We start from the raw sequence: 23,690 nt of genomic DNA on the forward strand, positions 1-23,690 counted from the left end.
CTTGAAAGCAATTTAGGGGGTTGACAGAGGTGCTGAAGATTGTAGAATAGCGCGCCTCAGACACACGAATGCAGCGATGCGAACGGGTTGAAGAGAACGCAGTAAAGCTTCAAAGTTGTAAATTGAAATGTGTAGTTCCGTGATAGCTCAGTCGGTAGAGCAAATGACTGTTAATCATTGGGTCCCAGGTTCGAGTCCTGGTCACGGAGCCAATTTCAAACCGGGGTATAGCGCAGTCCGGTAGCGCGCCTGCTTTGGGAGCAGGATGTCAGGAGTTCGAATCCCCTTACCCCGACCATTTTTGGGTCGTTAGCTCAGTTGGTAGAGCAGTTGGCTTTTAACCAATTGGTCGTAGGTTCGAATCCCACACGACCCACCATTTTTGAAACCAGTTAGCGCTGGAATCGAATCTTAAGATCAGAGGCCAAAAGCGCTGATCGAGGAAGGCGCCTTTCAAAGGTGCCTTTTTTTTCCGGGGTATAGCGCAGTCCGGTAGCGCGCCTGCTTTGGGAGCAGGATGTCAGGAGTTCGAATCCCCTTACCCCGACCATATTAAAAATCCTCGTATCGAAAGATACGGGGATTTTTTTTGTTCCGGTTTTTTATGGAGTCCATGAGAAGCTTCGCTGGCAAGCCAGCTCCTACAAGGTCACATCAATCCTGTAGGAGCTGGCTTGCCAGCGAAGAGGCCCTTCAGAGCGCTAAAGAACTTAGTGCAGCTTGAGCCGTGGCTCGGTGCCGCGCCCGATCTTGCTGCCCAGCATCAGCATCGCCGTGCGAAACGGCCCGTACAGCGCCATCTGGTGCATGCGGTACAGCGACACGTAGAACATCCGCGCCAGCCAGCCTTCGAGCATCACGCTGCCGGTGAGGTTGCCCATCAAGTTACCCACAGCCGAAAAACGCGACAGCGAGATCAGCGAGCCGTAGTCGGTGTACTTGTACTCCGGCAGTGCTTTGCCTTCGATGTGCAGTTTCAGCGATTTGGCCAGCAACGAAGCCTGTTGATGCGCGGCCTGGGCACGTGGCGGAACATTGCGCTCGCTGCCTGGTTGCGGGCAGGCGGCGCAGTCACCGAAGGCGAAAATGTTCTCGTCGCGAGTGGTTTGCAGGGTCGGCAGCACTTGCAGCTGATTGATGCGGTTGGTTTCCAGGCCATCGATGTCCTTGAGGAAACCCGGTGCGCGAATCCCCGCGGCCCAGACCTTCAGGCTGGCGTTGATCACTTTGCCGTCGGCGGTAATCAAGGCGTCTGACGTCACTTCGCTGACAGCGGCATTGGTCATGACGTTGACCCCGAGTTTCTCCAGGGTTTTATGCACCGGTCCGCCGATCCGTTCCGGCAGCGCCGGCAGCACCCGTGGACCGGCTTCGATCAGGGTGATGTGCATGTTTTCCGGTTTGATCCGGTCCAGGCCATAGGCTGCCAATTCATGGGCGGCGTTGTGCAGTTCGGCGGCCAGTTCGACTCCGGTGGCACCGGCGCCGACGATGGCCACGCTGATTTGCTCGATCGTGTCGGTCTGGCCGGCGTGAGCGCGCAAATAGTGATTGAGCAGTTGCTGGTGAAAACGCTCGGCCTGTTTACGGGTGTCGAGGAACAGGCAGTGTTGCGCCGCGCCCTGGGTGCCGAAGTCGTTGGTGGTACTGCCGACGGAGATCACCAGCGAGTCGTAAGGCACTTCGCGGGCCGGCACCAGTTCCAGACCGGCGTCGTCATAGGTGGCGGCCAGCTGGATTTTCTTGTTCGCGCGATCGAGCCCGCTCATGCGCCCCAGTTGGAACTCGAAGTGGTTCCATTTGGCCTGGGCGACATAGTTGAGTTCGTCTTCGGAAGAGTTCAGGGAACCGGCCGCCACTTCGTGCAACAACGGTTTCCAGATGTGGGTCAGGTTTGCGTCGACCAGCATCACGCTGGCTATGCCACGCTTGCCCAGAGTCTTACCCAGGCGGGTAGCCAACTCCAGACCGCCGGCGCCGCCGCCGACAATGACAATACGATGGGACATGGGGATAACTCGCAAGGCTAAAAGAAATCTTTGTCGTCGTTACCCAAGCGAGCGCAAGGCAGCTCATAGCGTCAGGTAACTGATAAGTCGGCTCAACAGGCCCAGACCAATGGTCACTGCCAATACCAGCACAAGGAGCATCCACGGCCGGAAAGGTCGGCGCTCGACTTGGTGCTGGGACAACTGCAGGTACTCTTCGACATGCTTTTGGTCGTCGGGGTTCAGGCGGCTGGTCATATCGGGCCTCGTCAGGGGTAGACGTTGCTGAATGTATGGAAGCTACAGGGAAATTATTCAGCTGTGAACGAAGCTTAGCTGCTGACCGGGGAAAGGCTCGAGTCTCACAGGCTGATCCCGACATCAAAAACAATGCTGCGCCCCAGGTTGCTGCGCAAGAAGTCCGGCGCATCCGGGTGAGCGAACAGCACACGGGCAAAGGTCGGCCCGACCAGCGACAGCGAACGCCAGCCCTGGCGCAGGTATTCGGTGGGCGGCGGGAAATGGCTGTTGAGGTCCAGCACTTCGCGTTTGAGGCTGGCGAAGGCAATGATGTCCAGTTCCCCCAGATCCATGCCGCGCTCTTTGTAGTTGTGCGCCTTTTTGCGCAAGGTCGGCGCCAATCGCAGCAAGAACTCGTTGGCGGGGATACGTCGTGGCTTGGCCTCGCGGCGCACCAGTTGACTCAGGGAAAATGCGCTGCGTCGGCGTTGCAGTTCATCGCGCCATTCATCGTTGAGGCGCCGGCCTTCGTCGAGCACGAAGAACACCTCGAAACTGGCATCGCGAAACAACACATCCGGCGGCTCCCCGGCGGGGGCGAACTCATCGGCGCGATAGGGAATGTTCAAGCCTTGCAGCAGGCGCTGGCACACCCAACGCTCACGCTCCCATTTGCGGGCATTGGACAGGAACGCGTTGGCTTGCTCGGCCGCGATGGTCAGCAGGCGTAAATAATCTGAGTCATCCATAGGCCCAAGCTTAGCGTTCAAATGTGATCGCAAAGAAGACAATTTTGTCGCAGAGGCTCATAGCCTTCCGTTCCCATGCCCGTTCCTGGGCCCTGCACAAAACGGATAGTGATCTGCGCGCGCTGGATATTGCCTCGTGTCGGGCGGCTCTACCCTCGGCTGTACGGACGTAAGCCGTGCTACCGACGCTCTAAAAAAACAACAACAAGAGATATATGCCATGCGCAAGATCGACGTACATGAGGTTATCGACAACGCACGTTTCAACCGCTTTCACTGGATGGTGCTGTTCTGGTGTGCCCTGATCATCATTTTCGACGGTTACGATCTGGTGATCTACGGCGTGGTCTTGCCGATGCTGATGAAAGAGTGGGGGCTCAGTCCTTTGCAGGCCGGTGCGCTGGGCAGCTATGCACTGTTCGGCATGATGTTTGGCGCACTGTTCTTCGGCCCGCTATCGGACAGGATCGGCCGCAAAAAAGCCATCACGATCTGCGTGATGCTCTTCAGTGGCTTCACCGTGCTCAATGGTTTCGTCCGCAACCCCACCGAGTTCGGCCTCTGTCGCTTCATTGCCGGGCTCGGCATTGGCGGCGTGATGCCTAACGTCGTGGCGCTGATGAACGAGTACGCGCCGAAAAGAATCCGCAGCACGCTGGTCGCGATCATGTTCAGCGGTTACTCGGTGGGCGGCATGCTGTCCGCCGGACTGGGCATTGTGCTGATCCCGAATTTTGGCTGGCAGTCGGTGTTTTACGTGGCGGTCCTGCCGTTGCTGTTGTTGCCGCTGATCATGTATTTCCTGCCCGAATCGGTGGGCTTCATGTTGCGTCAGGGGCGCAATGAAGAGGCGCGCAATATTCTTCAGCGCATCGATCCGGCCTGCGTCGTGCAAGCGTCTGATCAATTGCACATGGCCGAAGTGAAAGGCACGGGCACCCCGGTGCTGCAGTTGTTCCGTGAAGGCCGAGCGCTGCGCACGCTGATGCTGTGGCTGGCGTTTTTCTGCTGCCTGTTGATGGTGTACGCGCTGAGTTCCTGGCTGCCGAAACTGATGGCCAACGCCGGTTACAGCCTGGGTTCGAGCCTGTCGTTCCTGCTGGTGTTGAACTTCGGGGCGATCTTCGGCGCGGTCGGCGGCGGGGTGCTGGGCGACAAACTCAATCTGCCGAAAGTGCTGGCGGTGTTTTTCGCCATGGCGGCGGCGTCGATCACTTTGTTGGGCTTCAACAGCCCGATGCCGGTGTTGTACCTGCTGATCGCCATTGCGGGTGCCACCACCATCGGCTCGCAGATTCTTTTGTACGCCTGCGCCGCACAGTTTTATTCCATGACGATTCGTTCTACCGGCCTGGGCTGGGCGTCGGGCATTGGGCGCAACGGGGCCATCGTCGGTCCGCTGCTGGGCGGCGCCTTGCTCGGGATCAGCCTGCCGCTGCAACTGAATTTCATGGCGTTTGCCTTGCCCGGTGCGGTGGCGGCCCTGGCCATGACTGTGTTCGCCATCAGCAGCCGGCGTAGCGCCTCTGCGGTCAACCCTGCGCTGTCAGCGACCGGTGCCTGAATCATGAAAGCGTTTTTCCAGGACTTCTCGTTGTCAGCCGCCGTGGCTGGATTCATTGCCACGGTGATTTCCTATGCCGGCCCGTTGGTGATCATCTTTCAGGCGGCAGAAGCGGCACATCTTTCGCGGGAAGTGTTGTCGTCCTGGATCTGGGCGATCTCCATTGGCAGCGCCGTGCTCGGTATCGGTTTGAGCCTGCGCTACCGCGCTCCAGTGATCATCGCCTGGTCGGCACCGGGCTCGGCGTTGCTGGTGACGCTGTTGCCGGACATTTCCATGGCAGAGGCGGTGGGGGCTTATCTGGTCAGCAGCCTGATCATTTTCGCCGTTGGCATCTCGGGGGCTTTCGACCGGATCATCAGCAAACTGCCCGCAGCCATCGCGGCGGCGATGCTGGCGGGGATTCTGTTCAGTTTCGGCACCGGCTTGTTCGTGTCGATGCAGCACAAGCCGTTGCTGGTCCTGGCGATGTTTGCCACGTACCTGATCTGCAAGCGTGTGATGCCGCGTTATGCGGTGATGATGGTGTTGCTGGTGGGGTGTTCGATTGCCGCGTTCTCCGGTGATTTGCATCGTGAAGCGCTGGTGATCGGCTTGGCCACGCCGATGTGGATCACGCCCGAGTTCAGCCTTGGCGCGATCCTGAACATCGCCTTGCCGCTGGTGATGGTGGCGCTGACCGGTCAGTTCGTGCCCGGCATGGCGGTGCTGCGCGCCAGCGGTTATCCGACGCCGGCGAGCCCGATCATTGCCAGTTGCGCACTGGGCACGGCACTGCTGGCGCCGTTTGGTTGCCATGGACTGAATCTGGCGGCGATCACCGCGGCGATTTGCACCGGTCGCGAATCCCACGAAGATCCTCGCAAACGCTATGTGGCCGGAGTGGTTGGCGGCCTGTGTTACCTGCTGTTCGGGATCTTCGGTGCCACGCTGGTTTCGCTGTTTTCCGCGTTCCCCAAAGAGCTGGTCGCGGCACTGGCCGGGCTGGCCTTGTTCGCCGCCATTGCCGGCGCGTTAACGGGCGCGATGGCGGTGCCTAGCGATCGTGAAGCCGCGCTGGTGACCTTTCTGGTCACGGCTTCGGGCATGTCACTGTTTGGATTATCCGCCGCATTTTGGGGGCTGATTTTCGGCATGGTCACCCATGGGCTGTTGAGCGCCCGCCGTCCCGTTCCTACTCGTAAAACCACTGCAACTGAAGTCCTTCAATCAGTCGAAAAATAACAACAAGAGAAAAACGATGAAACAGATTCTCCCAACAACCGGTTCGGCGTTGTCCCTGGCTGTCGTCTCGAGTTTTTCCACGGGCGCGATGGCTGCCGAAAAAGGCTTTATCGAAGACAGCACAGCGACGTTGCAGGCGCGCAATTACTACTTCAGCCGCGACTATTCCGACATCGTCGGCGCCAACCAGCAATCGAAGGCAGAAGAGTGGGCCCAGGGTTTTATCCTCAACGTGAAGTCCGGATACACCCAGGGCACCGTCGGTTTTGGGGTGGATGTCATCGGCTTGCTCGGCCTCAAGCTCGACAGTGCCCCGGACCGGACCAATACCGGTTTGCTGCCGGTGCAGGACGACGGCCGCGCGGCGAACGATTACAGCCGTCTGGAGGGCGCGTTGAAGATGCGTTACTCAAAGACCGAGCTGAAGGTTGGTGAGTTGCAACCCAACTTGCCGGTACTGGTGTTCAGCGATATTCGTCTGCTGCCGCCGAGTTATCAGGGCGCAAGCATCACCTCCAGCGAGATCAATGGCCTGACCCTGCAGGGCGGTCACTTGAGTTCGACCAGCCTGCGCAACGAGGCCGGCGACGAAAAGATGCAAGCCATGCTCGGCCATGTGCCGCAGCGCCAGGTCAGCAGTGACGGTTTCAACTTTGCCGGCGCCGATTATGCCTTCAACGACAAACGCAGCTCGGTCAGCGCCTGGTACGGGCAACTGGAAGACATCTATAACCAGCGCTTCCTGGGCCTCAAGCACAGCGAGCCAGTGGGCGACTGGATCCTCGGCGCCAATCTCGGTTACTTCGATTCCCGCGAGGATGGCAAAAAGCTGTTGGGCAACATCGACAACCAGGCGTTCTTCTCGTTGCTGTCGGCCAAGCGTGGCGGTCATACGTTTTACATCGGCTATCAGGGCATGTTCGGCGACAGCGCCTTCCCGCGGGTGTTCGCTAATATTTCGCCACTGGGCAACGAAGTGCCGACCTACGAGTTCGCCTTCACCGATGAGCGCTCCTGGCAGGCACGCTACGACTACGACTTCGCGGCGCTCGGCGTACCGGGGCTGACCAGCACCGTGCGTTACATCACCGGCAATAACGTCGATACCGGCAAGGGGTTTGAAGGCAAGGACCGCGAACGCGATCTGGATATTGGCTATGTGCTGCAAAGCGGCAGTCTCAAAGGCCTGGGTATTCGCGTGCGCAATGCCATGGCGCGTTCCAACTACCGCAGTGATATCGATGAAAACCGCCTGATCCTTAGCTACACGTGGACCCTGCTATGAGCACCTGATCACAGGTTGCTTGTGCAATCACCGATGACTTCGTAGGTGACGCGTCGGGTCTGGCCTTGATGATCGACATACACCATGGTCGCCGGTACAACCCCGCACGCGGTCGCCGTGTCCGACACCGAAACCACCTTGGCGATGTCCAGTGGCTGCGCCGGGTTGTACAGGACCGCGAGGGGCTCGTTGTCAGCGGCCATGGCCGAGGTGGCGATGACGCTCAGCAACAGGCTGATCAACGTTTTCATGTTGGCGTGCTCCATGTCGGTTTGATGTCTGAATTTTAGTCTTTGCCACCGATGGATAAAGGGGCGAACGCCGGATGCAGCCTTACATAAAATGTAACAGTCAGCGCCCGAGGGGGGCTTATGGATGTGCTTAACAACTTGCGCGTGTTCATCCGGGTGGTGGACTGCGCCAGTTTCACCGGGGCTGCCGATGCGCTGGATCTGTCGACCGCGCAGGTCTCCCGATTGGTGGCGGACCTGGAGGAACACGTACAGGCGCGCCTGCTGCAACGCACCACGCGGCGCTTGAGCCTGACCGACGCCGGCGAGCGCTTGCTGCTGCGTAGCCGGCAAATCGTCGAAGCCATGGATGAGGCGACGGCCGAGGCCCGAGGCGCTCATATCAATCCGGCCGGACGCCTGCGAGTGCACAGCATGAACGGCCTGGGTGTGCTGCTTACGCCGTTGATCGCCCGCTACAGCGAGCTTTATCCCGATGTGGTGTTCGAGCTGACCTTGTCGCAGCGCAATCCCGATCCGCTGGAGGAGGGGCACGATGTGGTGATTTCGATCGCTGCGGAATTGGCCGACTCGCAAATGGTTGCGCAGGCCGTCGGGCAGATCTACAGCGTGCCCTGTGCTTCCCCGGCTTACTTGCAGCGCCGGGGTGTGCCGCAGCAACCGATGGCGCTGAGCGAGCATCGATGCCTGCGCATGCTCGACCCGTTGTACAGCGATCAATGGCTTTTCCAGGACGAGCGCGGCGAGCACGCCGTCAGCCCGGCCAAGACCTTTCAGTGCAATGTTGCCGAGTCGATGGTCAAGGCTTCGGAGGCGGGCATGGGCATCAGCCTGCTGCCGTTCTATGCCGCGACCCGGCCATTGAGCGACGGTACTTTGCTGCGTGTGTTACCGGCATGGCGCCTGCGCGAGCGCAATGTGTATGCGCTGTATCCTTCGCGACGCTTTCTCGATGCCAAGGTCCGCACCTGGGTGGACTTTCTCAAGTCCGAGCTACCGAAACTGTTCGCCGAACATGACGCGGTGATGAACGATCCGCGGCATTGGGCTTGAAGTCGAAGGGCAGGCGAGCGGCGGTGTAGACTGAATGTCTGTTGTTCTTCGCCTGGGAGACGCGCGTAGCCATGATCGGTGCAGAGTTGCTGTCATCGTCAACCCTTGCGGTCGGCTGGCTGATCTATGTGCCGGTGTTGATCTGGGCGATCTGTCGTGCGCCGTGGGTTGAGCTGTTCACCGACAGCCGTCGTCAGCATCTGCTGTTTGGAACGGTGTTTGCGCTGTTTCTGTTGTGGCTGGTGCGGCGGGATTTCGATACCGGCGTGTCTTATCACTTTATCGGCATGACAGCGGTGACCCTGCTGCTGGACTGGCCGCTGGCGCTGGTGGGTGGCCTGGTGGCGCAAACGGGGCTGGTGTTGCTCGGCCGGCAGGACCTGGCGGCGGTCGGGGTCAATGGCGCGCTGTTGATTGCGCTGCCGGTGCTGGTCACCGAGTGCTGCGCCATTCTGGTGGAGCGCGCGCAGCCGCGAAATCTCTTCGTGTATATCTTCGTTTCCGGATTCTTTGCCGCCGCGCTGTCGGCGTTGCTGTGCCTGCTGCTGGCGCTGTGGTTGCTGTGGTTGGATGAACGTTTCGAGATGCCGTATTGGCTTGAGGATTTTGTCGGTTACCTGTGGCTGATCATCTTTCCCGAGGCGTTTATCAACGGCATGGTGGTCAGTGCGCTGGTGGTGTTTTGTCCGGAGTGGCTGGAGACGTTCAACCGCACACGCTACCTCTCTGCCCCCTGGAAGGACGACGATCCCAAGTCCTGATCCATGTCAAAACCTGGAATCGTCTACTCGATGGATCAGTGGCGCGGGTCGAAGTCACCGCTGAACATCTCGTCCTCGGCATCGGGGGGTACTGGAATCTTGTGTTCTTCGGACGCCCAGGCGCCCAGGTCGATCAATTTGCAGCGGTCGGAGCAGAATGGCCGGTATTTGCTTTCGGCAGTCCATTCCACGGGAGCGCCACAGGTTGGGCATTCGACGGTTGTTGGTTGGCTCATGACTGGCCTCCACGCAAAGAAAGATAAAAGTGATGCAGGCGTTCGACCTCGCTGTGCAGCCAGGCAAGGTCGCGGTCATTGATCACGACATCGTCTGCATGGCTCACGCGATCCTGGCGGCTGGACTGGGCCTTGAGGATCGCCTGGACTTGCTGCTCACTGGTCTGGTCACGTTGCAGGGTGCGTTCGATCTGCAATTGTTCAGGGGCATCGATCACCAGCACCCGTTGGGTCATGACGTATTGCCCGGACTCGATCAGCAGCGGCGAAACCAGAATCGCATAAGGCGATTTTGCCAGCGCCAGGTGGTGAGCGATCTCCTCGCCGATCAGCGGATGCAGGAGGGCCTCCAGCCAGCGGCGTTCTTCAGGCACTTCGAAGATCAATTTGCGTAGCGCTGCACGGTCCAGTTGCCCGTCGGCTTGCAACACGCCGGGGCCGAAGTGTTCAGCGATTTGTGCCAGTGCCGGGCGACCGGGCTCCACTACCCAGCGAGCGGCATGATCGGCGTCGACCACATGCACGCCCAGGTCGATGAAGTGTTGGGCGGCCGCACTTTTGCCGCTGCCTATGCCGCCGGTCAGGCCGAGAATCCAGGGTTTTTCCACAGGGCTATTCATTTCAAACCGACAAACTGCCAATAGAGGTCGGTTATTTGACCACCCCAGAGCAACGCAATCCAGCCGGCAATGGCCAGGTAGGGGCCGAAAGGGATTGGCGTCGAGGTTTTTGCGTTGCGCAAGCGCAGCATCATCAGCCCGATAATGGCCCCCACCAGCGAGGATAGCAGGATGGTCAGCGGCAGAATCTGCCAGCCGCCCCAGGCGCCCAGCATCGCCAGCAGCTTGAAATCTCCGTAGCCCATGCCGTCCTTGCCCGTGATCAGCTTGAACAGCCAGAACACCGACCACAGCACGCAGTAGCCGGTTATCGCCCCCCAAAGCGCCTCGTGCAACGACACGAACAGGCCGAAACTGTTGACGATCAACCCCAGCCACATCAATGGCAGCACCAGTACGTCCGGCAATATCTGATGTTCGGCGTCGATCAGGCTCATCGCCAGCAAACCCCAGCTCAGGACCAGCACCAGGGCGGCCGGCCAACCGAAGCCGAAGTGCCAGGCAACAAACGCCGACAACAGGCCACAGGCCAGTTCGGTCAACGGATAGCGCGGGCTGATTGCCGCCGCACAGGCTGAACAGCGGCCGCGCAAAAACACATAACTGAGCAGCGGGATGTTTTCCCAGGCACGGATCCGGTGACCGCAGTGCGGGCACTGGGAATGGGGCAGCAACAGGTTGTAGGTCGGCAGCGGGGTTTCGCCAGGCAGGCCGAGGATGTCATGGGCCTGCTCACGCCAGTCGCGTTCGAGCATTTTCGGCAGGCGCCAGATCACGACATTGAGGAAACTGCCGACCAGCAGGCCGGTGATGCCTGCGAGAAGGACAAAGGCCAGCGCAGAGTGAGTCAGAATTTCATTCAAGGGCATGTCAGATCGCTGAGCCAAGTTGGAAGATGGGCAGGTACATGGCAACTACCAGTCCACCGACGATAACACCCAGCACCACCATGATGAACGGCTCCATCAGGCTGGTGAGGTTATCGACCATGTTATCGACGTTGTCTTCGTAGAATCCCGCGACTTTGTCGAGCATGGCGTCCAGGGTGCCTGACTCTTCGCCGATGGCGGTCATCTGTATCGCCATGTTCGGGAAGACGCCGCAGGTACGCATGGCGAAATTCAATTGCATGCCGGTCGAGATGTCCTGCCGGATGCGCAATACCGCGCGCTTGAATACGATATTGCCGGTCGCACCAGCCACTGATTCCAGGGCCTCCACCAGCGGCACGCCAGCGGCGAAAGTGGTCGACAGGGTGCGGGCGAACCGGGCCACGGCAGACTTGTGCATCAGGGGGCCCACCAGCGGCAGTTTCAGCAGCCAGGTGTCCATCCGGTCGCGAAAGGCCGGGGATGTCCTGAGGGCGTGGCGCACGCCGAAGGCCATCGTGATCAGCGTTCCAAGAACCACCCACCACCAGGCCTGCATGAATTGCGACAGGCCAATGACCATCACGGTGAAGGCCGGCAGTTCGGCGCCGAAGCCTTTGAACACGGATTCGAACTGCGGCACGACATTGACCAGCAGAATCGCGGTGACGATCGCCGCGACGAACACCACCACCAGCGGGTAGGTCATGGCTTTCCTGATCCTGGCCTTGAGGCTTTCGCTTTTTTCCTTGTAGGTCGCGACCCGCTCCAAAAGGGTGTCGAGGGCACCGGCCTGCTCGCCGGCATCCACCAGGTTGCAATACAGTTCATCGAAATACCGGGGTTGCTTGCGCAGGGCGGTGGCGAAGCTGCTGCCTGCCGCGACTTCCTGTTTCAGTTCGTCCACCAGCTTGCGCATGGCCGGATTGTCGAAACCTTCGCCAATGATGTCGAACGACTGCAGCAATGGCACACCGGCCTTCATCATCGTCGCCATTTGTCGGGTGAACAGGGCAATGTCATGGGCCTTGATGCGCTTGCCCATGTTGAAAACCGCAGGTTTTTTTTTGCGAACCTTGCCGGGACTGATGCCTTGCTTGCGTAGTTTCGCCTTGATCAGCGCCGGGTTTTGAGCGCTGAGCTCGCCGGTCACTTTTGTGCCTTTGCGGTCGATGCCTTCCCATGCATACACGCTGATTTTCGCTGCCTTGACCGCCATGTTCAGTCCTGGGTAATCCGGTTGAATCGCTCTTATAGCCTAGTCAAGGGATGAGGCCAAACCTGCAGGGGCAAGGTGACAAAAAACGTCAGATAGTGCTGAACCTGGTAATAGGCAAGGGCTTTGCAGCCACCATGCCCCCTGCCAACAGGGGCTTTTGGCCTTGGCACAGGCTGTGCTGCCATGGGGCAGATCATGAGCTTTCGACTCATGCATGGAGCTTGTACATGAACAATCAAAAAGGTTTTACCCTGATCGAGTTGCTCGTCGTGGTGGCGATCATCGGGATCCTGGCAACTCTGGGGCTGCCGATGTATTCCAAATACCAGGCTCGGGCCAAAGTCACTGCGGCGTTGGCCGAACTGACTGCAATGAAAGTGCCGTTCGAGGATGTGATCAGCCAGGGCGAAACCCCGACAATTGCCAACGTGGCGCCCGCCGGCGCGACATCGACCAACCACTGCGCCCTGTCTGTGACGGCTACAACGCCGGAGGGGGCGGGATCAATCGTATGTACGTTGCACAATGCCCCGGGGGTGGTCCTGGGTAAAACCGTCACCCTGACACGGGACGAAACCAAAGGCTGGTCATGTAAGAGCAGCGTTTCCCAGGACTACTTGCCTAAAGGGTGTTCCGGTTCCGCGACATGAATGGCTGAATCAAGTCCCCGCTTTTGCGTAATGCTGTTCAGTTAAGCGAATGTGGTCCTCTGTAGGAGCGAGCTTGCTCGCGATGATCGCAAGTACGACGCGTTAAATCAGAAAGCACGCATCATCGTTCACGACCATCGCGAGCAAGCTCGCTCCTACAATTTCCTTAACTGAACAGCATTACCGCTTTTGCGTGGTTTTTTCCTGTTTATCGACCCGTCGTCAAAAGCGACAGAGAAAGCTCGGAAATTCAGGATCTTAGGAACTTTCCAGAAACCTGCAACTTGCATGCAGCGTTTCTGCGTCTCGTGCATTTTGCATGATTCCGAAAATTGGCTGATTTTATAATTTGTTGATTTATCAGGTTTTGCTCGCTGTTTTGAAGTTGGCACAGCGTTCGCAATATTCCAGGTAACCCTGCCGACTTGGCACCCGGCAGACTTTTCCGAAAAACAGGAGTTACTCGTATGAAAAAGTTCGCTTTCACTGCCGCTGCTGCTACCGCGCTGACCCTGACCATGGTCAACGTTGCGTTTGCTCAAACCACCCAGGCAACTCAGTCGCCAATGGTGCTGGCTGCCGGTGAAATGACCGAAGCGAAAGAAGCTACCTCCGACATCTGGATCACCACCAAAGTCAAAGCCGACCTGATGACCGAAAAAGGCATTCCAGGTAGCGACATCAAGGTTGAAACCAACAAAGGCGTGGTATCGCTATCGTCGACCAACGCCGTGACCAATTCGCAAAAAGACATGGCAGTGGCCATCACCAAGAAAATCAAAGGTGTCAAAGCGGTTTCCGCTGACGGCCTGAAAGCCGAGTAAGGCAAGGTTTCTCGCCTGGACCGGGGCCAAACGAATGTTGGTCACCACAGGCCCCGCGCATTTTTGCCGGGGCCCGTTTTATGTGTAGCGCTGAAAATCAATTGTGGGAGCAAGCTCACTCCAACATTGAAGAGTGTTCACATGAATTGGGGGTGGGGTCAGTTTCCGCGTTTGCTGTTGATCTGCTTCAGCCGATTACCTTCGAACCGCAAGTATTGATACATCCCGCCATTCGGTCCGTAGGTCCATTCCTCGACCTGAAACTCTTCGCGCCGATCTGCACTGCGCTTGTACCCCAGCAAGTCGCGGCTGACCGGCTCACCGCATTTTTGCAAGACCTCACTCGAGCGATCACCGACGCTGATCAGTTGGCTGCCACAGCGCAGGGTATCGGCCGCCCAGGCCTGACTGGCGCAGAGCGCCAGAACCAGGCCTGTCAGCAGCCACCGAATCATCACTCGGCGTCCAGATGCATCGGTGTCACCACGCGGCCGTCACTTTGCGCCTCGCCCAGACTGGCGTCGACGAAGTACACCCGGTCGTCTTCCAACTGCGCCTTGTCGACCAGGTAATCCTTGATGCTGCTGGCGCGTTCCTGGCCCAGTTGACGCAACAGCACTTCACTGGAGCTCCAGAATTTGATCACTTCGGCGCGCATTTTTGCGGTGCGCTCTTCCTTGCCCAGATCCTTCCATTCGGCAGGGGGCTGGGTTTTCAGGCGGATGCGGTAGATACCTTCAAGCAACGGGCCCTTTTCGTCGTCCGGTACTTCCAGCAACGAAGCCTGGGCCGGGACCTTGTCGCCGCGGCGCTGGAGCATTTTGTAGTAGTTGTACTGATATTCACGCTCCAGGCGCTGTTCGGCGATCAGTGGGCCATCGGCGTTCTGGGCGGCGGTGCCTTCGATTTCCAGGCGCAGGGCCGGGCGCTCCTTGAGCGCCTTGGACAGTTTGTCCAAAGCGCCCTCGGCGTCCTTGCTCAGGTCGCTGGAACCCGCTGCGAACGACACACTGCCCAGATCTTCCGCGCCACCACCGTTGACCAGTCCACCAATGAGCTTGAACGGTGCTGCCGCCGCTTTAACGATCAGGTTGCGCAGGCTCTGCCAGATAATCGGCATGATGCTGAACTGCGGGTTGTTCAAGTCGCCGGTGATCGGCAGTTCGATGGAGATCTTGCCATCGACGTCCTTGAGCAAGGCAATCGCCAGTTTCAGCGGCAGGCTCACGGCATCCGGGCTGTCGACTTTTTCACCCAGTTGCAGTTGTTCGACCACCACTTTGTTTTCAGCTTTGAGTTGGCCCTTGGTGATCTGGTAGTGCAGGTCGAGATTGAGCCGGCCCTTGCGAATACGGTAGCCGGCGAACTTGCCGGAGTAGGGCGTCAGCGTGGTCAGCTCCACGCGTTTGAAGCTGGTGGCGATGTCGAGGCTGGCCATCGGGTCGAACGGATTGACCGAGCCCTTGATGGTTACCGGCGCGTAGCGATCGACCTTGCCCTTGACGTCGACACCGGCCGGTTTGGGCTGGCGGCTGTCGATGGTGCCAATCTGCCCGTTGAGTTGCTGGATGGCGGTGGCGAAGTTCGGGGTCAGGCTGAAGTCGGCGAAGTTGGCCGAACCATCATTGATGAAAATGCCGCCGATGTGGATACCCAACGGCTTTTCATTGCTGGCCGGTTTGCTCGCTGCCGGTTTTGCCCCTGTGTCTGCTGGCTGCGCGATCAGCAGGTCATCGATGTTGGTGGTGCGATCATCGTTGATCATGAAGCGCGCATAGGGCTGGAACAGGTTGATCCTGTCGATCGACAGGCTGTCCCCATGCTGATAGTTCAGGCCTTCGACCACGACCTGTTGCCACTTGAGGAAGTCGCGGGTTTTCAGGGTATCCAGAGTATGCAACTGATCGACCTGGGCGCGGCCTGTGACGCTGAAGGCCAGGGGGGCGGTGCTTTTCAGGTCGACCGCCAGATCGCTGCCGAGCATGCCGCTGCGCAGTTCCAGGCGAATGAACGGCGTGATGTAGGACTGGGCAACCCGCAGGTCGATGTCCCTGGTCTGGACCTTCAGCCTGGCGCTGACCGGGGCCAGGTTGACCTCGCCGTCGGCCATGATCTTGCCTTGCTTGCCCACACCGGTATCGAGCTTGAGGGTAAAGGGCGAGCCGTTGAGGCTGTCGAAGTTTTGCAGGTCGAGGTTCAGCGGGCTCAGATCCAGGGCGACGGCGGGTTGTGCCTTGCGGTCAGCCAGATGCACCTGGTAGTCGCGTAACTGCACATCCTTGAGCAGTACTTGCCAGGGTTTGTCTGGCGTGGCTGGTTCAGGTTTCGCTGAGTCAGCTGCCGCCGGGGCGCTGGCCGGTTCGGCATCCGCCTTGGCTTTGGCAGCGGGTTTTGACGGCTGACTGGCGAACAGCTTCTGCCAGTCGAGTTGGCCGTCCGATTCCAGCGCGGCCCAGGTTTCCAGTTTTTGGCTGCGGATCTTGCCGACCACCACTTGCTGTTTGGCCAGGTCCACGGTGGTTTCGCTGACGTCCAGGCGCTCGAGCTTCACCAGCGGCCGGCCATCCGGGGCCTTGATCGCGAAGGGTGCAATGTTGACCGCTACATTGCTCAGCAGCAGCTCGGTTTCCTTGGCCAGGCTGAACTTGTAGTCGGTACTGATGCTCATGACGCCGTTCTCGAGGTCCAGTGGCACGGCATCGCGCACATAGGGCCAAAAGGCTTTCATCTTGCCATCGGTGATTTTCAGCTTACCTTCGGAGGCGATCGGGATCAGGCTGAAGTTGCCGGTCCAGTCGATCTGTCCGCCATTGGGGCCGACGGCGACCAGGGTCATGTCGGCGCTGTCATCGGGCAGGGTGCTGAGGTTCTTCAACTCGAAATCGAGTGTGTCGTAGACAAACTCGATGGGCTCGCTGGGCCGGGCATCTTCAAAGTGCACGGCGCCACCGGCCAGTTTGATCCGCTCGATGCGCAGTGGAAACGGCTTGGCATCCGGGTCGGCGGGTGTGGGTTCGCTTGCTGGCAGTTTGAACAGCCCCAGCAGATTGAGTTTGCCGTCCTTGCTGAACAGGATTTCGGTCTTGGGCTTGTCCAGTTCGACATCGGACAGATGTACCGCCTTGGTCCACAGGCTGTCGAATTGCAGATTGGCGTACAGGCGTTCGAAACCGACCTGCTCCTTGCCGGGCTCGCCGATGCTCAAGCCCCAAAGGGTCAGTTCAAGGCTGAACGGATTGAATTCGATCCGCTGGATCGTGGCGGGCGTGGTGGCGTAGTTGGCCAGTTGCTGGTTGGCAACGCGCAGCGCGACACCCGGTAAAATCAGAAAACCCAGCAAGCTGTAGAGGGCCAGAGCAGTCAACAAGGCGCCGATGGCGCGGATCAATCCTTTGTACATGTGCGGCTTCATCTGTCTGGATCGGAGTGCCTTGGAGTATGGCACGCGTTTCCGGTTCCCAAGTGATCGCTCTGTTCAGTAAGTTTCAGATTTCTCCCACAGTAATCAGAGCTGCAGGATGAGGGTTTTCAGCGGTGGTTGCTGATCCATCGACGGGAAGTCGGCGCCTGGCTTCATTACGCTCCACTCGCGCACCGGCCGCCCGGCCTTCTCTGCGCAACGCAAAACCTGCTCGCGCCAGTCGTCCATGCTGACTTTCGCCAGGTTGTTGCAGCAGATCAGTACGCCGTTATCGGCAGTGGTCAGCAGGGCCGGTTTGAGCAGGCTCTGGTAGTCGCGCAGCAGGTCGACGGTGCCAAATGCGCTCTTGGCCCAGGCCGGCGGGTCCAGCAGCACCAGATCGTACTGGCGCTGTTCCAGGCGCTGATAGCTCGGCAGTTTTTGCCCGCGGCGCTGGCTGATCGGCAGGCCGGCCAGTTGGCGAATGGCCGGGAAGTAGTCGGACTGGATAAATTCCATGGTCGGCAACTGCGGGTTAAGTTGGCCGTTCTCCCGACCTACCGCCAGATTGCCTTCGGCGAAATCCAGGTTGCATACCTCGCGCGCGCCGCCGGCGGCAGCACTGAGGCCGACACCACAGGTGTAGGCGAACAGGTTCAGCACGCTTTTGTTTTTGCTGTGGTCCTTGACCCAGCCACGGGTGTTGCGCAGGTCGAGGAACAGCAGTGGGTCTTGTCCGGCATGGCGACCCCGTACCCGGTAGTTCTGGCCCCATTCGTGGCCGACCAGGTCTTGCAGGGCGGCTTCGTCGGCGCGGTAGACGATGTCTTCGCGATCGATGCGCGAGTTGCCACGGGAGCGGTCGTTGTAGACCAGCAGAGTGTCAAAACCCAGGTGTTGATTGATCGTTTCGTGCAGTTGCAGCAGCGTCTCGCGCTCCAGCGGCTGGTGGAAGCTTTGAACCAGCAATTGCGGGCCGTAGCGGTCGATGGTCAGCCCGCCTGCACCTTCCTGGCTGCCGTGGAACAGGCGATAGCAATCGGTGCCCTGGCTGTGCAACTGCGCCAGCAGATCCTGGCGACGTTCGAGGGCGGCGCGCAGCGCCTGATTCAAGGAAGACATGCTGGGCGCCTTGCAGGAGGGAATTGGGCGCGGGAGTTTAACACTGTGGAACAGAGATGAGGGGCTTGCCCGTGGCGAGGGAGCTTGCTCCCGCTGGGCTGCGAAGCGGCCCCAAAATCCTGGTACGTTTCAATTTATATGCGAGTGCTGCGCACTCGAGCGGGAGCAAGCTCCCTCGCCACAGAGTGATCACATTCAAGAAGTTGTGTTCAGGTCAATAACCCCATCCGCCGCCTGGCCCGCTGCACCGATCCATTGCGCACCGCCCAGCGCAGCATCGGCGCACTGCGATTGACGCTGGCACGGATCAGCTTGCGTTGCAGTGGGTTCTGGCTGACGCCGAGCATGTCACTGGCCCAGTCCGGCAGCAGATCGATCCCGGCCTGCATCATCAATCCGCCGAAAGGCTTGGCCAGGCGACTGGGGGAGGGGGCGTTCAGCAACAGGCGCAGGACTTCACGACTGCGCTCGTCGCACAGCAGTTGTGGACGGATGCGCTCAAGGTAGTCGGCAATTTCCCGCCGCGAACGGGGTACATCCCTGGCCCCGAGTCGCTCGGCGATCAGGGCAATTTCAGAGTAGTAGCGATCCTGATCGGCCGGGGACAGGTGCGGATTGCGATAGCGCAAATGTGCAGCGAGGAAGTTGCTGACTTCCGCCACGTGCACCCACGTCAGCAATACGGGATCGCTGGCGGCGTAGGGGCGTCCATCCGGCGCTGTGCCGGTAATCTGCAAATGAATGGTGCGGACCTTCTCGATCAACCAGTCTGCGTCCTGTCGTGAACCGAACGTAGTGCCGGAAATGAACTGCCCGGTGCGGCGCAAGCGGCCGAGCATGTCTTCGCGAAAGTTCGAATGGTCCCAGACCCCGGCCAATGCCAGCGGGTGCAGGGCTTGCAGCATCAGGGCGCTGATGCCGCCGATCAGCATGCTGCTGAAGTCGCCATGGACTTGCCAGCTCACCGAGTCTGGCCCGAACAGCCCGGGGTCGCCCTTGGGGTTATCCAGGTCGAGTTTGCCCAGGGACAAACCGCTCAGGCTCATGATCTGGGTTTCGATGCGGGTGCGGATGAATTCCATGGTGACTCAATGGTTTTCTGTAGGAGCGAGCTCGCTCGCGATGGACGTTAACGATTACGCGTGTTTCCTGAATATACGCGGTGTATCGGAGTTCATCGCGAGCGAGCTCGCTCCTACAGGTCGCGGTACTTTATTGATTCAGGCGTTTATCGATCAAGCCTTGTACCACGCTCGGGTCGGCCAGGGTCGAAGTGTCGCCCAGGTTGTCGAGTTCGTTGCAGGCGATCTTGCGCAGAATGCGTCGCATGATCTTGCCTGAACGGGTTTTCGGCAAGGCCGGCGCCCACTGGATCAGATCCGGTTTGGCGAAACTGCCGATTTCCTGGCTGACGAGGGCCAGCAATTCTTTCTTCAGGTCATCGTTGGTTTCGACGCCGTTCATGGGCGTGACGAAGACATAGATGCCCTGGCCCTTGATGTCGTGGGGATAACCGACCGCAGCGGCTTCGGCGATGCTCTGGTGCAGCACCAGGGCGCTTTCCACTTCGGCGGTGCCGATGCGGTGGCCGGACACGTTGATCACATCGTCGATGCGCCCGGTGATCCAGTAATCACCGTCTTCATCGCGTCGTGCGCCGTCCCCGGTGAAGTAGTAGCCGGGGTAGGGTTTGAAATAGGTGTCGATCATGCGTTGCGGGTCGCGGTAGACGCTGCGGATCTGTGCCGGCCAGCTGGACTTCAAGGCGAGTATGCCGCTGCCGGCACCTTTGATTTCGTTGCCTTGCTCGTCGAGCAATACCGGCTGCACGCCGAACATCGGCTGTGTCGCGCAACCGGGTTTGATCCGCTGAGCGCTGACCAGCGGGCTGAGCATGATGCCGCCGGTTTCGGTCTGCCACCAGGTATCGACGATCGGGCAGCGCTCCTCGCCGACCTCGTGGAAGTACCACTCCCATGCTTCCGGATTGATCGGCTCACCGACCGTACCGAGCAGCCTGACACTGGCGCGGGACGTTTGCTTCAAGGGCTCGGGGCCTTCGCGCATCAGCGCACGCAGGGCCGTCGGGGCGGTGTAGAAAATGTTCACCTTGTGTTTGTCGATCACCTGCCAGAAGCGCGAGGTACTCGGGTAGCTCGGCACGCCTTCGAAGATCAGCGTGGTCGCGCCGTTGGCCAGCGGACCGTACACAATGTAGCTATGGCCTGTGACCCAGCCGATGTCGGCGGTGCACCAGAAGACTTCGCCATCGCGGTAGTCCAGCACGTACTTGAAGGTCATCGCGGCTTGCAACAGGTAGCCGCCGGTGGTGTGCAGCACGCCTTTGGGTTTTCCGGTACTGCCGGAGGTGTAGAGGATGAACAACGGGTCCTCGGCGTCCATCGGCTCGGGCAGGCAATCGGCGCTGGCATCGCGCAGGGCCTGCTGATACTTGATGTCCCGTCCATCGACCCAATTCACCTGCCCCTTGGTGCGTTCGACCACCAGCACGCTGCTCACGTTCGGGCAGCTTTGCAGCGCCTTGTCGACGTTCTGTTTGAGGGGCACGACCTTGCCGCCGCGCACGCCTTCGTCCGCGGTAATCACGGTACGGCAGTCGGCGTCGAGAATACGGTCGCGCAACGATTCCGGGGAGAAACCACCGAACACCACCGAATGCACCGCGCCAATGCGGGTACAGGCAAGCATGGCGTAAGCCGCCTCGGGAATCATCGGCAGGTAGATGCACACGCGGTCGCCTTTTTTCACGCCACGGCTTTTCAGCACGTTAGCCAGGCGGCAGACGTTTTCATGCAGTTTTTTGTAGGTAATGGAGGTGGCGTCGGCAGGGTCGTCGCCTTCCCAGATGATGGCGACCTGATCGCCGTGTTTTTCCAGGTGCCGGTCGATGCAGTTGTAGCTGACGTTCAGCTTTGCACCGGCAAACCAGCTGGCCTCGCCGGTCTTCAGGTCGTAGCGCTGGACGGTCTGCCACGGTGCGCTCCAGTCGAGGAAGCGAGTGGCCTGTTCGGCCCAGAACGTACTGGGGTGTTCAACGGACTCGCGGTACAGGCGCTGATAGTCTTCTTGACTCAATTGTGCGGCCCGGCGGACGGCATCGGCTTTGGGGAACGTGCTGATATCGAACATGACGGTTCCTTATTCTTGTATTGCGACAAGGATTAAGATGCGCCGAGAGGTCAATGGGTTCAAGAGGGGAGCTGTGCGACCCTCGTAGGAGCTGGCTTGCCAGCGAAAGCGGTGGCTCAGTCAATATTTATTGGACTGACACACCGCCTTCGCTGGCAAGCCAGCTCCTACAAAGGGGGGGCTTGGCGCCCCCTGTCAAATCACCCGCGGTGACGACCACGGAAGTAGTTGATCAGCCCTTGGGTCGAAGCGTCCTCGGCCGGGGTTTCTTCGCTGCCGACCAGGCGGTTGTAGACGCCTTTGCCCAGCTCCTTGCCCAGCTCCACTCCCCACTGGTCGAAGGCGTTGATGCCCCAGATCACGCTTTGCACGAAGACTTTGTGCTCGTACATCGCCACCAGTGCGCCGAGGCGACGCGGGCTGATGCGCTCGACCACCAGGGTGTTGCTCGGACGGTTGCCCGGGATCACCTTGTGCGGCGCGAGTTTGTGCACATCGGCCTCACTCATGCCTTTGTCGCGCAGTTCGGTTTCGGCCTCGCCAAGGGTCTTGCCGAGCATCAATGCCTGGCTCTGCGACAGGCAGTTGGCGTACAGCCATTGGTGGTGGTCGGACACCGGGTTGAAGCTGACGATCGGCACGATGAAGTCGGCCGGGATCAACTGGGTGCCCTGGTGCAGCAACTGGTGATAGGCATGCTGACCGTTGCAGCCGACGCCGCCCCAGATCACCGGCCCGGTGTCTGTGGACACAGGCTTGCCGTCCTGGCGTACGCTCTTGCCGTTGGATTCCATGTCCAGCTGTTGCAGGTGCTTGGTGATGTTACGCAGGTAGTGATCGTACGGCAGGATCGCGTGGCTTTGCGCGCCCCAGAAGTTGCCATACCACACGCCGAGCAAGGCCAGCAGCACCGGCATGTTCTGTTCGAACGGCGCGCTCTGGAAGTGCTGGTCCATGGTGTAGGCACCGGACAGCAATTCCTTGAAGTTGGACATGCCGATGGCCAGGGCAATCGGCAAGCCGATGGCCGACCACAGCGAGTAGCGTCCGCCGACCCAGTCCCACATCGGGAAGATGTTTTCTTCGCGGATGCCGAAAGCTACCGCGGCGGCGTTGTTACTCGATACCGCGATGAAGTGGCGATACAACTCGGCTTCCGAACCACCCTGGGCCAGGTACCAGGCACGGGCGGCCTGGGCGTTCTTCAGGGTTTCGAGGGTGTTGAAGGATTTCGACGAGACGATGAACAGCGTGGTCTCGGCGCGCAGCTTCATGGTCAGTTCGTGGAACTCGCTGCCGTCGATGTTCGCCAGGTAATGGCAACGCACGCCTTTCTGGGCGTAGGACAGCAGCGCTTCGGACACCAGCTCCGGGCCGAGGAAGGAGCCGCCGATGCCGATGTTGACCACGTCGGTGATCGGCTTCTCGGTGTAACCACGCCACAGACCGTCGTGGATGCGGCCAACGAGGTCGGTGATCTGGTTCAGCACCTTGTGCACTTCCGGCATCACGTTGACGCCGTTGACCGACAGCTTGTCGCCAACCGGGCGACGCAGGGCGGTGTGCAGAGCTGGACGGCCTTCGGAAGCGTTGACGATTTCGCCGTCGAACAGCGATTTGATTGCGCCCTTGAGGTCTACTTCGTTGGCCAGGCCCACCAGCAGATTGCGGGTTTCGGCGTTGATCAGGTTTTTCGAATAGTCGAGAAACAGGCCGCAGCTGCTGAGGGTGAATTGAGTAAAACGCTGCGGATCGGCATTGAAGGCTTCGCGCATGCTGAAATCCTGCATGGCTTGGCGGTGGTCATTCAACGCTTGCCAGGCGGGCAAAGCGGTAACGTCGTGAGGAGTGCGGTAATACGCCATCGCTGCGGGTTTCCTTATTACTTGAACGGCCTTTTGAACACTAAAAATCCCGGAGCGCTGTGGGTGGGCGTTCCGGTCAACTGCGTCGACACGATTTCATGGCGCAGGGCGAATACAGTAAACCCCGCGCAATGATCTGTCTTGCCTTTGTCTGACCTGTTTCCGGTACTTTTTTAACACCAAAGTTAGGAACGGTCCGACAAACGGAAAAGACAGGACTCGGATCAGGCGACCTGGACCGGAATGGCGTTGCTGGTGTGGCTCAGTTCATTGCCCGGCGCCATGTAGAGCATGCGCGGCTTGAAGTTGAGCAGTTCGGCTTCGCTGTAATGGGCGTAAGCGCAGATGATCACACGATCGCCGACCTTGGCCTTGTGCGCCGCGGCGCCATTGACCGAGATCATGCGCGAACCTTCTTCGCCACGGATGGCGTAGGTGGTGAAGCGCTCGCCATTGTCGACGTTGTAGATCTGGATTTGTTCGTACTCGCGGATGCCGGACAGGTCCAGCCATTCACCGTCGATGGCGCAGGAGCCTTCGTAATCGAGTACAGCGTGGGTGACTTCGGCGCGATGCAGCTTGGCTTTGAGCATGATGGCGTGCATGAGTATTTCCCAGGT

The 23,690-nt window shown here is 59.5% G+C and carries 22 protein-coding genes and 4 tRNA genes; 11 read left to right on the forward strand and 15 right to left on the reverse strand.

Features of this window, described 5'->3' with window-relative positions; translation table 11 throughout:
- Window positions 1–136 precede the first annotated feature (136 nt).
- The 4 genes from KGA81_RS19105 to KGA81_RS19120 all read left to right on the forward strand — a co-directional run bounded on the left by KGA81_RS19105 (window position 137) and on the right by KGA81_RS19120 (window position 550).
- Window positions 137–212 (forward strand) — tRNA-Asn (locus tag KGA81_RS19105).
- Between the two features lie 9 nt (window positions 213–221).
- Window positions 222–298, forward strand: a tRNA-Pro gene (locus tag KGA81_RS19110).
- 5 nt (window positions 299–303) lie between these two features.
- A tRNA-Lys gene (locus KGA81_RS19115) sits at window positions 304–379 on the forward strand.
- Between the two features lie 94 nt (window positions 380–473).
- Window positions 474–550, forward strand: a tRNA-Pro gene (locus tag KGA81_RS19120).
- A gap of 160 nt (window positions 551–710) precedes the next feature.
- Here KGA81_RS19120 and KGA81_RS19125 read toward each other — a convergent pair.
- From KGA81_RS19125 to KGA81_RS19135, 3 genes are all read right to left on the reverse strand, one after another.
- A complete protein-coding gene (locus KGA81_RS19125; protein WP_223547700.1) occupies window positions 711–2,009 on the reverse strand; it encodes an NAD(P)/FAD-dependent oxidoreductase in 1,299 nt (432 codons plus the stop codon).
- A 63-nt stretch (window positions 2,010–2,072) separates the two neighbouring features.
- A complete protein-coding gene (locus KGA81_RS19130; RefSeq protein WP_007970531.1) occupies window positions 2,073–2,246 on the reverse strand; it encodes a DUF3094 domain-containing protein in 174 nt (57 codons plus the stop codon).
- A gap of 104 nt (window positions 2,247–2,350) precedes the next feature.
- A complete protein-coding gene (locus tag KGA81_RS19135) occupies window positions 2,351–2,977 on the reverse strand; it encodes a DUF1780 domain-containing protein (RefSeq protein WP_007970534.1) in 627 nt (208 codons plus the stop codon).
- Between the two features lie 220 nt (window positions 2,978–3,197).
- On the opposite strand from KGA81_RS19135, the gene KGA81_RS19140 reads away from it, so the two are divergent.
- From KGA81_RS19140 to KGA81_RS19150, 3 genes are read left to right on the forward strand one after another with little or no spacing between them, the layout of a single operon-like run.
- Entirely contained in the window at window positions 3,198–4,541 is a 1,344-nt protein-coding gene (locus KGA81_RS19140; RefSeq protein WP_223547701.1) for an MFS transporter, read from the forward strand.
- 3 nt (window positions 4,542–4,544) lie between these two features.
- A complete protein-coding gene (locus tag KGA81_RS19145) occupies window positions 4,545–5,765 on the forward strand; it encodes a benzoate/H(+) symporter BenE family transporter (protein WP_223547702.1) in 1,221 nt (406 codons plus the stop codon).
- Window positions 5,766–5,781: 16 nt separating this feature from the next.
- The gene (locus KGA81_RS19150) at window positions 5,782–7,050 is read left to right on the forward strand and encodes an OprD family porin (RefSeq protein WP_223547703.1); all 1,269 of its coding nucleotides are present in this window, start codon (window positions 5,782–5,784) and stop codon (window positions 7,048–7,050) included.
- An 8-nt stretch (window positions 7,051–7,058) separates the two neighbouring features.
- Here KGA81_RS19150 and KGA81_RS19155 read toward each other — a convergent pair whose 3' ends face one another.
- A complete protein-coding gene (locus KGA81_RS19155) occupies window positions 7,059–7,301 on the reverse strand; it encodes a DUF2790 domain-containing protein (RefSeq protein WP_223547704.1) in 243 nt (80 codons plus the stop codon).
- Between the two features lie 120 nt (window positions 7,302–7,421).
- Here KGA81_RS19155 and KGA81_RS19160 point away from each other — a divergent pair, with 120 nt between their 5' ends.
- The gene (locus KGA81_RS19160; RefSeq protein WP_223547705.1) at window positions 7,422–8,354 is read left to right on the forward strand and encodes a LysR family transcriptional regulator; all 933 of its coding nucleotides are present in this window, start codon (window positions 7,422–7,424) and stop codon (window positions 8,352–8,354) included.
- Between the two features lie 71 nt (window positions 8,355–8,425).
- Complete coding sequence (locus KGA81_RS19165; RefSeq protein WP_223547736.1) at window positions 8,426–9,115, forward strand: energy-coupling factor ABC transporter permease; 690 nt, start codon at window positions 8,426–8,428, stop codon at window positions 9,113–9,115.
- 35 nt (window positions 9,116–9,150) lie between these two features.
- On the opposite strand, the gene yacG is transcribed toward KGA81_RS19165, so the two are convergent.
- From yacG to KGA81_RS19185, 4 genes are read right to left on the reverse strand one after another with little or no spacing between them, the layout of a single operon-like run.
- Entirely contained in the window at window positions 9,151–9,351 is a 201-nt protein-coding gene (gene yacG, locus KGA81_RS19170; RefSeq protein WP_108216452.1) for a DNA gyrase inhibitor YacG, read from the reverse strand.
- Complete coding sequence (gene coaE / locus KGA81_RS19175) at window positions 9,348–9,971, reverse strand: dephospho-CoA kinase (RefSeq protein ID WP_223547706.1); 624 nt, start codon at window positions 9,969–9,971, stop codon at window positions 9,348–9,350. Before coaE ends, yacG begins: the two co-directional genes overlap by 4 nt.
- The gene (locus tag KGA81_RS19180) at window positions 9,968–10,840 is read right to left on the reverse strand and encodes a prepilin peptidase (RefSeq protein ID WP_223547707.1); all 873 of its coding nucleotides are present in this window, start codon (window positions 10,838–10,840) and stop codon (window positions 9,968–9,970) included. The genes coaE and KGA81_RS19180 overlap by 4 nt, the downstream gene beginning before the upstream one ends.
- Window position 10,841: 1 nt before the next feature.
- Entirely contained in the window at window positions 10,842–12,059 is a 1,218-nt protein-coding gene (locus KGA81_RS19185) for a type II secretion system F family protein (protein WP_223547708.1), read from the reverse strand.
- Window positions 12,060–12,286: 227 nt separating this feature from the next.
- Between KGA81_RS19185 and KGA81_RS19190 the strand changes: the two genes are divergently transcribed.
- Window positions 12,287–12,709, forward strand: a complete 423-nt coding sequence (locus KGA81_RS19190) for a pilin (RefSeq protein WP_223547709.1) — start codon at window positions 12,287–12,289, stop codon at window positions 12,707–12,709.
- 467 nt (window positions 12,710–13,176) lie between these two features.
- Entirely contained in the window at window positions 13,177–13,533 is a 357-nt protein-coding gene (locus KGA81_RS19195) for a BON domain-containing protein (protein WP_223547710.1), read from the forward strand.
- A gap of 158 nt (window positions 13,534–13,691) precedes the next feature.
- On the opposite strand, the gene KGA81_RS19200 is transcribed toward KGA81_RS19195, so the two are convergent.
- From KGA81_RS19200 to panD, 7 genes are all read right to left on the reverse strand, one after another.
- Window positions 13,692–13,988 (reverse strand): DUF2845 domain-containing protein, encoded by a 297-nt coding sequence (locus KGA81_RS19200; RefSeq protein WP_223547711.1) that lies wholly within the window; start codon window positions 13,986–13,988, stop codon window positions 13,692–13,694.
- Window positions 13,988–16,945 carry a DUF748 domain-containing protein gene (locus KGA81_RS19205; RefSeq protein ID WP_223547712.1) on the reverse strand — a complete coding sequence of 986 codons (2,958 nt, stop codon included), beginning with the start codon at window positions 16,943–16,945 and terminating at the stop codon, window positions 13,988–13,990. The genes KGA81_RS19200 and KGA81_RS19205 overlap by 1 nt, the downstream gene beginning before the upstream one ends.
- A gap of 93 nt (window positions 16,946–17,038) precedes the next feature.
- On the reverse strand, window positions 17,039–18,055 hold the full coding sequence (locus KGA81_RS19210) for a class I SAM-dependent rRNA methyltransferase (RefSeq protein WP_223547713.1): 1,017 nt from the start codon (window positions 18,053–18,055) through the stop codon (window positions 17,039–17,041).
- 209 nt (window positions 18,056–18,264) lie between these two features.
- Window positions 18,265–19,137 carry an oxygenase MpaB family protein gene (locus tag KGA81_RS19215; RefSeq protein WP_223547714.1) on the reverse strand — a complete coding sequence of 291 codons (873 nt, stop codon included), beginning with the start codon at window positions 19,135–19,137 and terminating at the stop codon, window positions 18,265–18,267.
- 130 nt (window positions 19,138–19,267) lie between these two features.
- Window positions 19,268–21,205: an acetate--CoA ligase gene (gene acs, locus KGA81_RS19220; protein WP_223547715.1), complete on the reverse strand. Its 1,938-nt coding sequence runs from the start codon at window positions 21,203–21,205 to the stop codon at window positions 19,268–19,270.
- Between the two features lie 200 nt (window positions 21,206–21,405).
- Window positions 21,406–23,070 (reverse strand): glucose-6-phosphate isomerase, encoded by a 1,665-nt coding sequence (gene pgi, locus KGA81_RS19225; protein ID WP_223547716.1) that lies wholly within the window; start codon window positions 23,068–23,070, stop codon window positions 21,406–21,408.
- Between the two features lie 224 nt (window positions 23,071–23,294).
- Window positions 23,295–23,675, reverse strand: coding sequence for an aspartate 1-decarboxylase (panD, locus tag KGA81_RS19230; RefSeq protein ID WP_003228271.1), 381 nt, complete (start codon window positions 23,673–23,675; stop codon window positions 23,295–23,297).
- Between the last annotated feature and the right edge of the window lie 15 nt (window positions 23,676–23,690).

This window comes from Pseudomonas sp. A-B-19 (assembly GCF_019947515.1).
GTDB lineage: Bacteria > Pseudomonadota > Gammaproteobacteria > Pseudomonadales > Pseudomonadaceae > Aquipseudomonas.

Excerpts from the sequence above, each read along its gene's own strand:
- KGA81_RS19125 (WP_223547700.1), bottom strand. The coding sequence starts at position 2,009 with ATGTCCCATCGTATTGTCATTGTCGGCGGCGGCGCCGGCGGTCTGGAG.
- KGA81_RS19130 (WP_007970531.1), bottom strand. The coding sequence starts at position 2,246 with ATGACCAGCCGCCTGAACCCCGACGACCAAAAGCATGTCGAAGAGTAC.
- KGA81_RS19135 (WP_007970534.1), bottom strand. The coding sequence starts at position 2,977 with ATGGATGACTCAGATTATTTACGCCTGCTGACCATCGCGGCCGAGCAA.
- KGA81_RS19140 (WP_223547701.1), top strand. The coding sequence starts at position 3,198 with ATGCGCAAGATCGACGTACATGAGGTTATCGACAACGCACGTTTCAAC.
- KGA81_RS19145 (WP_223547702.1), top strand. The coding sequence starts at position 4,545 with ATGAAAGCGTTTTTCCAGGACTTCTCGTTGTCAGCCGCCGTGGCTGGA.
- KGA81_RS19150 (WP_223547703.1), top strand. The coding sequence starts at position 5,782 with ATGAAACAGATTCTCCCAACAACCGGTTCGGCGTTGTCCCTGGCTGTC.
- KGA81_RS19155 (WP_223547704.1), bottom strand. The coding sequence starts at position 7,301 with ATGAAAACGTTGATCAGCCTGTTGCTGAGCGTCATCGCCACCTCGGCC.
- KGA81_RS19160 (WP_223547705.1), top strand. The coding sequence starts at position 7,422 with ATGGATGTGCTTAACAACTTGCGCGTGTTCATCCGGGTGGTGGACTGC.
- KGA81_RS19165 (WP_223547736.1), top strand. The coding sequence starts at position 8,426 with ATGATCGGTGCAGAGTTGCTGTCATCGTCAACCCTTGCGGTCGGCTGG.
- yacG (WP_108216452.1), bottom strand. The coding sequence starts at position 9,351 with ATGAGCCAACCAACAACCGTCGAATGCCCAACCTGTGGCGCTCCCGTG.
- coaE (WP_223547706.1), bottom strand. The coding sequence starts at position 9,971 with ATGAATAGCCCTGTGGAAAAACCCTGGATTCTCGGCCTGACCGGCGGC.
- KGA81_RS19180 (WP_223547707.1), bottom strand. The coding sequence starts at position 10,840 with ATGCCCTTGAATGAAATTCTGACTCACTCTGCGCTGGCCTTTGTCCTT.
- KGA81_RS19185 (WP_223547708.1), bottom strand. The coding sequence starts at position 12,059 with ATGGCGGTCAAGGCAGCGAAAATCAGCGTGTATGCATGGGAAGGCATC.
- KGA81_RS19190 (WP_223547709.1), top strand. The coding sequence starts at position 12,287 with ATGAACAATCAAAAAGGTTTTACCCTGATCGAGTTGCTCGTCGTGGTG.
- KGA81_RS19195 (WP_223547710.1), top strand. The coding sequence starts at position 13,177 with ATGAAAAAGTTCGCTTTCACTGCCGCTGCTGCTACCGCGCTGACCCTG.
- KGA81_RS19200 (WP_223547711.1), bottom strand. The coding sequence starts at position 13,988 with ATGATTCGGTGGCTGCTGACAGGCCTGGTTCTGGCGCTCTGCGCCAGT.
- KGA81_RS19205 (WP_223547712.1), bottom strand. The coding sequence starts at position 16,945 with ATGAAGCCGCACATGTACAAAGGATTGATCCGCGCCATCGGCGCCTTG.
- KGA81_RS19210 (WP_223547713.1), bottom strand. The coding sequence starts at position 18,055 with ATGTCTTCCTTGAATCAGGCGCTGCGCGCCGCCCTCGAACGTCGCCAG.
- KGA81_RS19215 (WP_223547714.1), bottom strand. The coding sequence starts at position 19,137 with ATGGAATTCATCCGCACCCGCATCGAAACCCAGATCATGAGCCTGAGC.
- acs (WP_223547715.1), bottom strand. The coding sequence starts at position 21,205 with ATGTTCGATATCAGCACGTTCCCCAAAGCCGATGCCGTCCGCCGGGCC.
- pgi (WP_223547716.1), bottom strand. The coding sequence starts at position 23,070 with ATGGCGTATTACCGCACTCCTCACGACGTTACCGCTTTGCCCGCCTGG.
- panD (WP_003228271.1), bottom strand. The coding sequence starts at position 23,675 with ATGCACGCCATCATGCTCAAAGCCAAGCTGCATCGCGCCGAAGTCACC.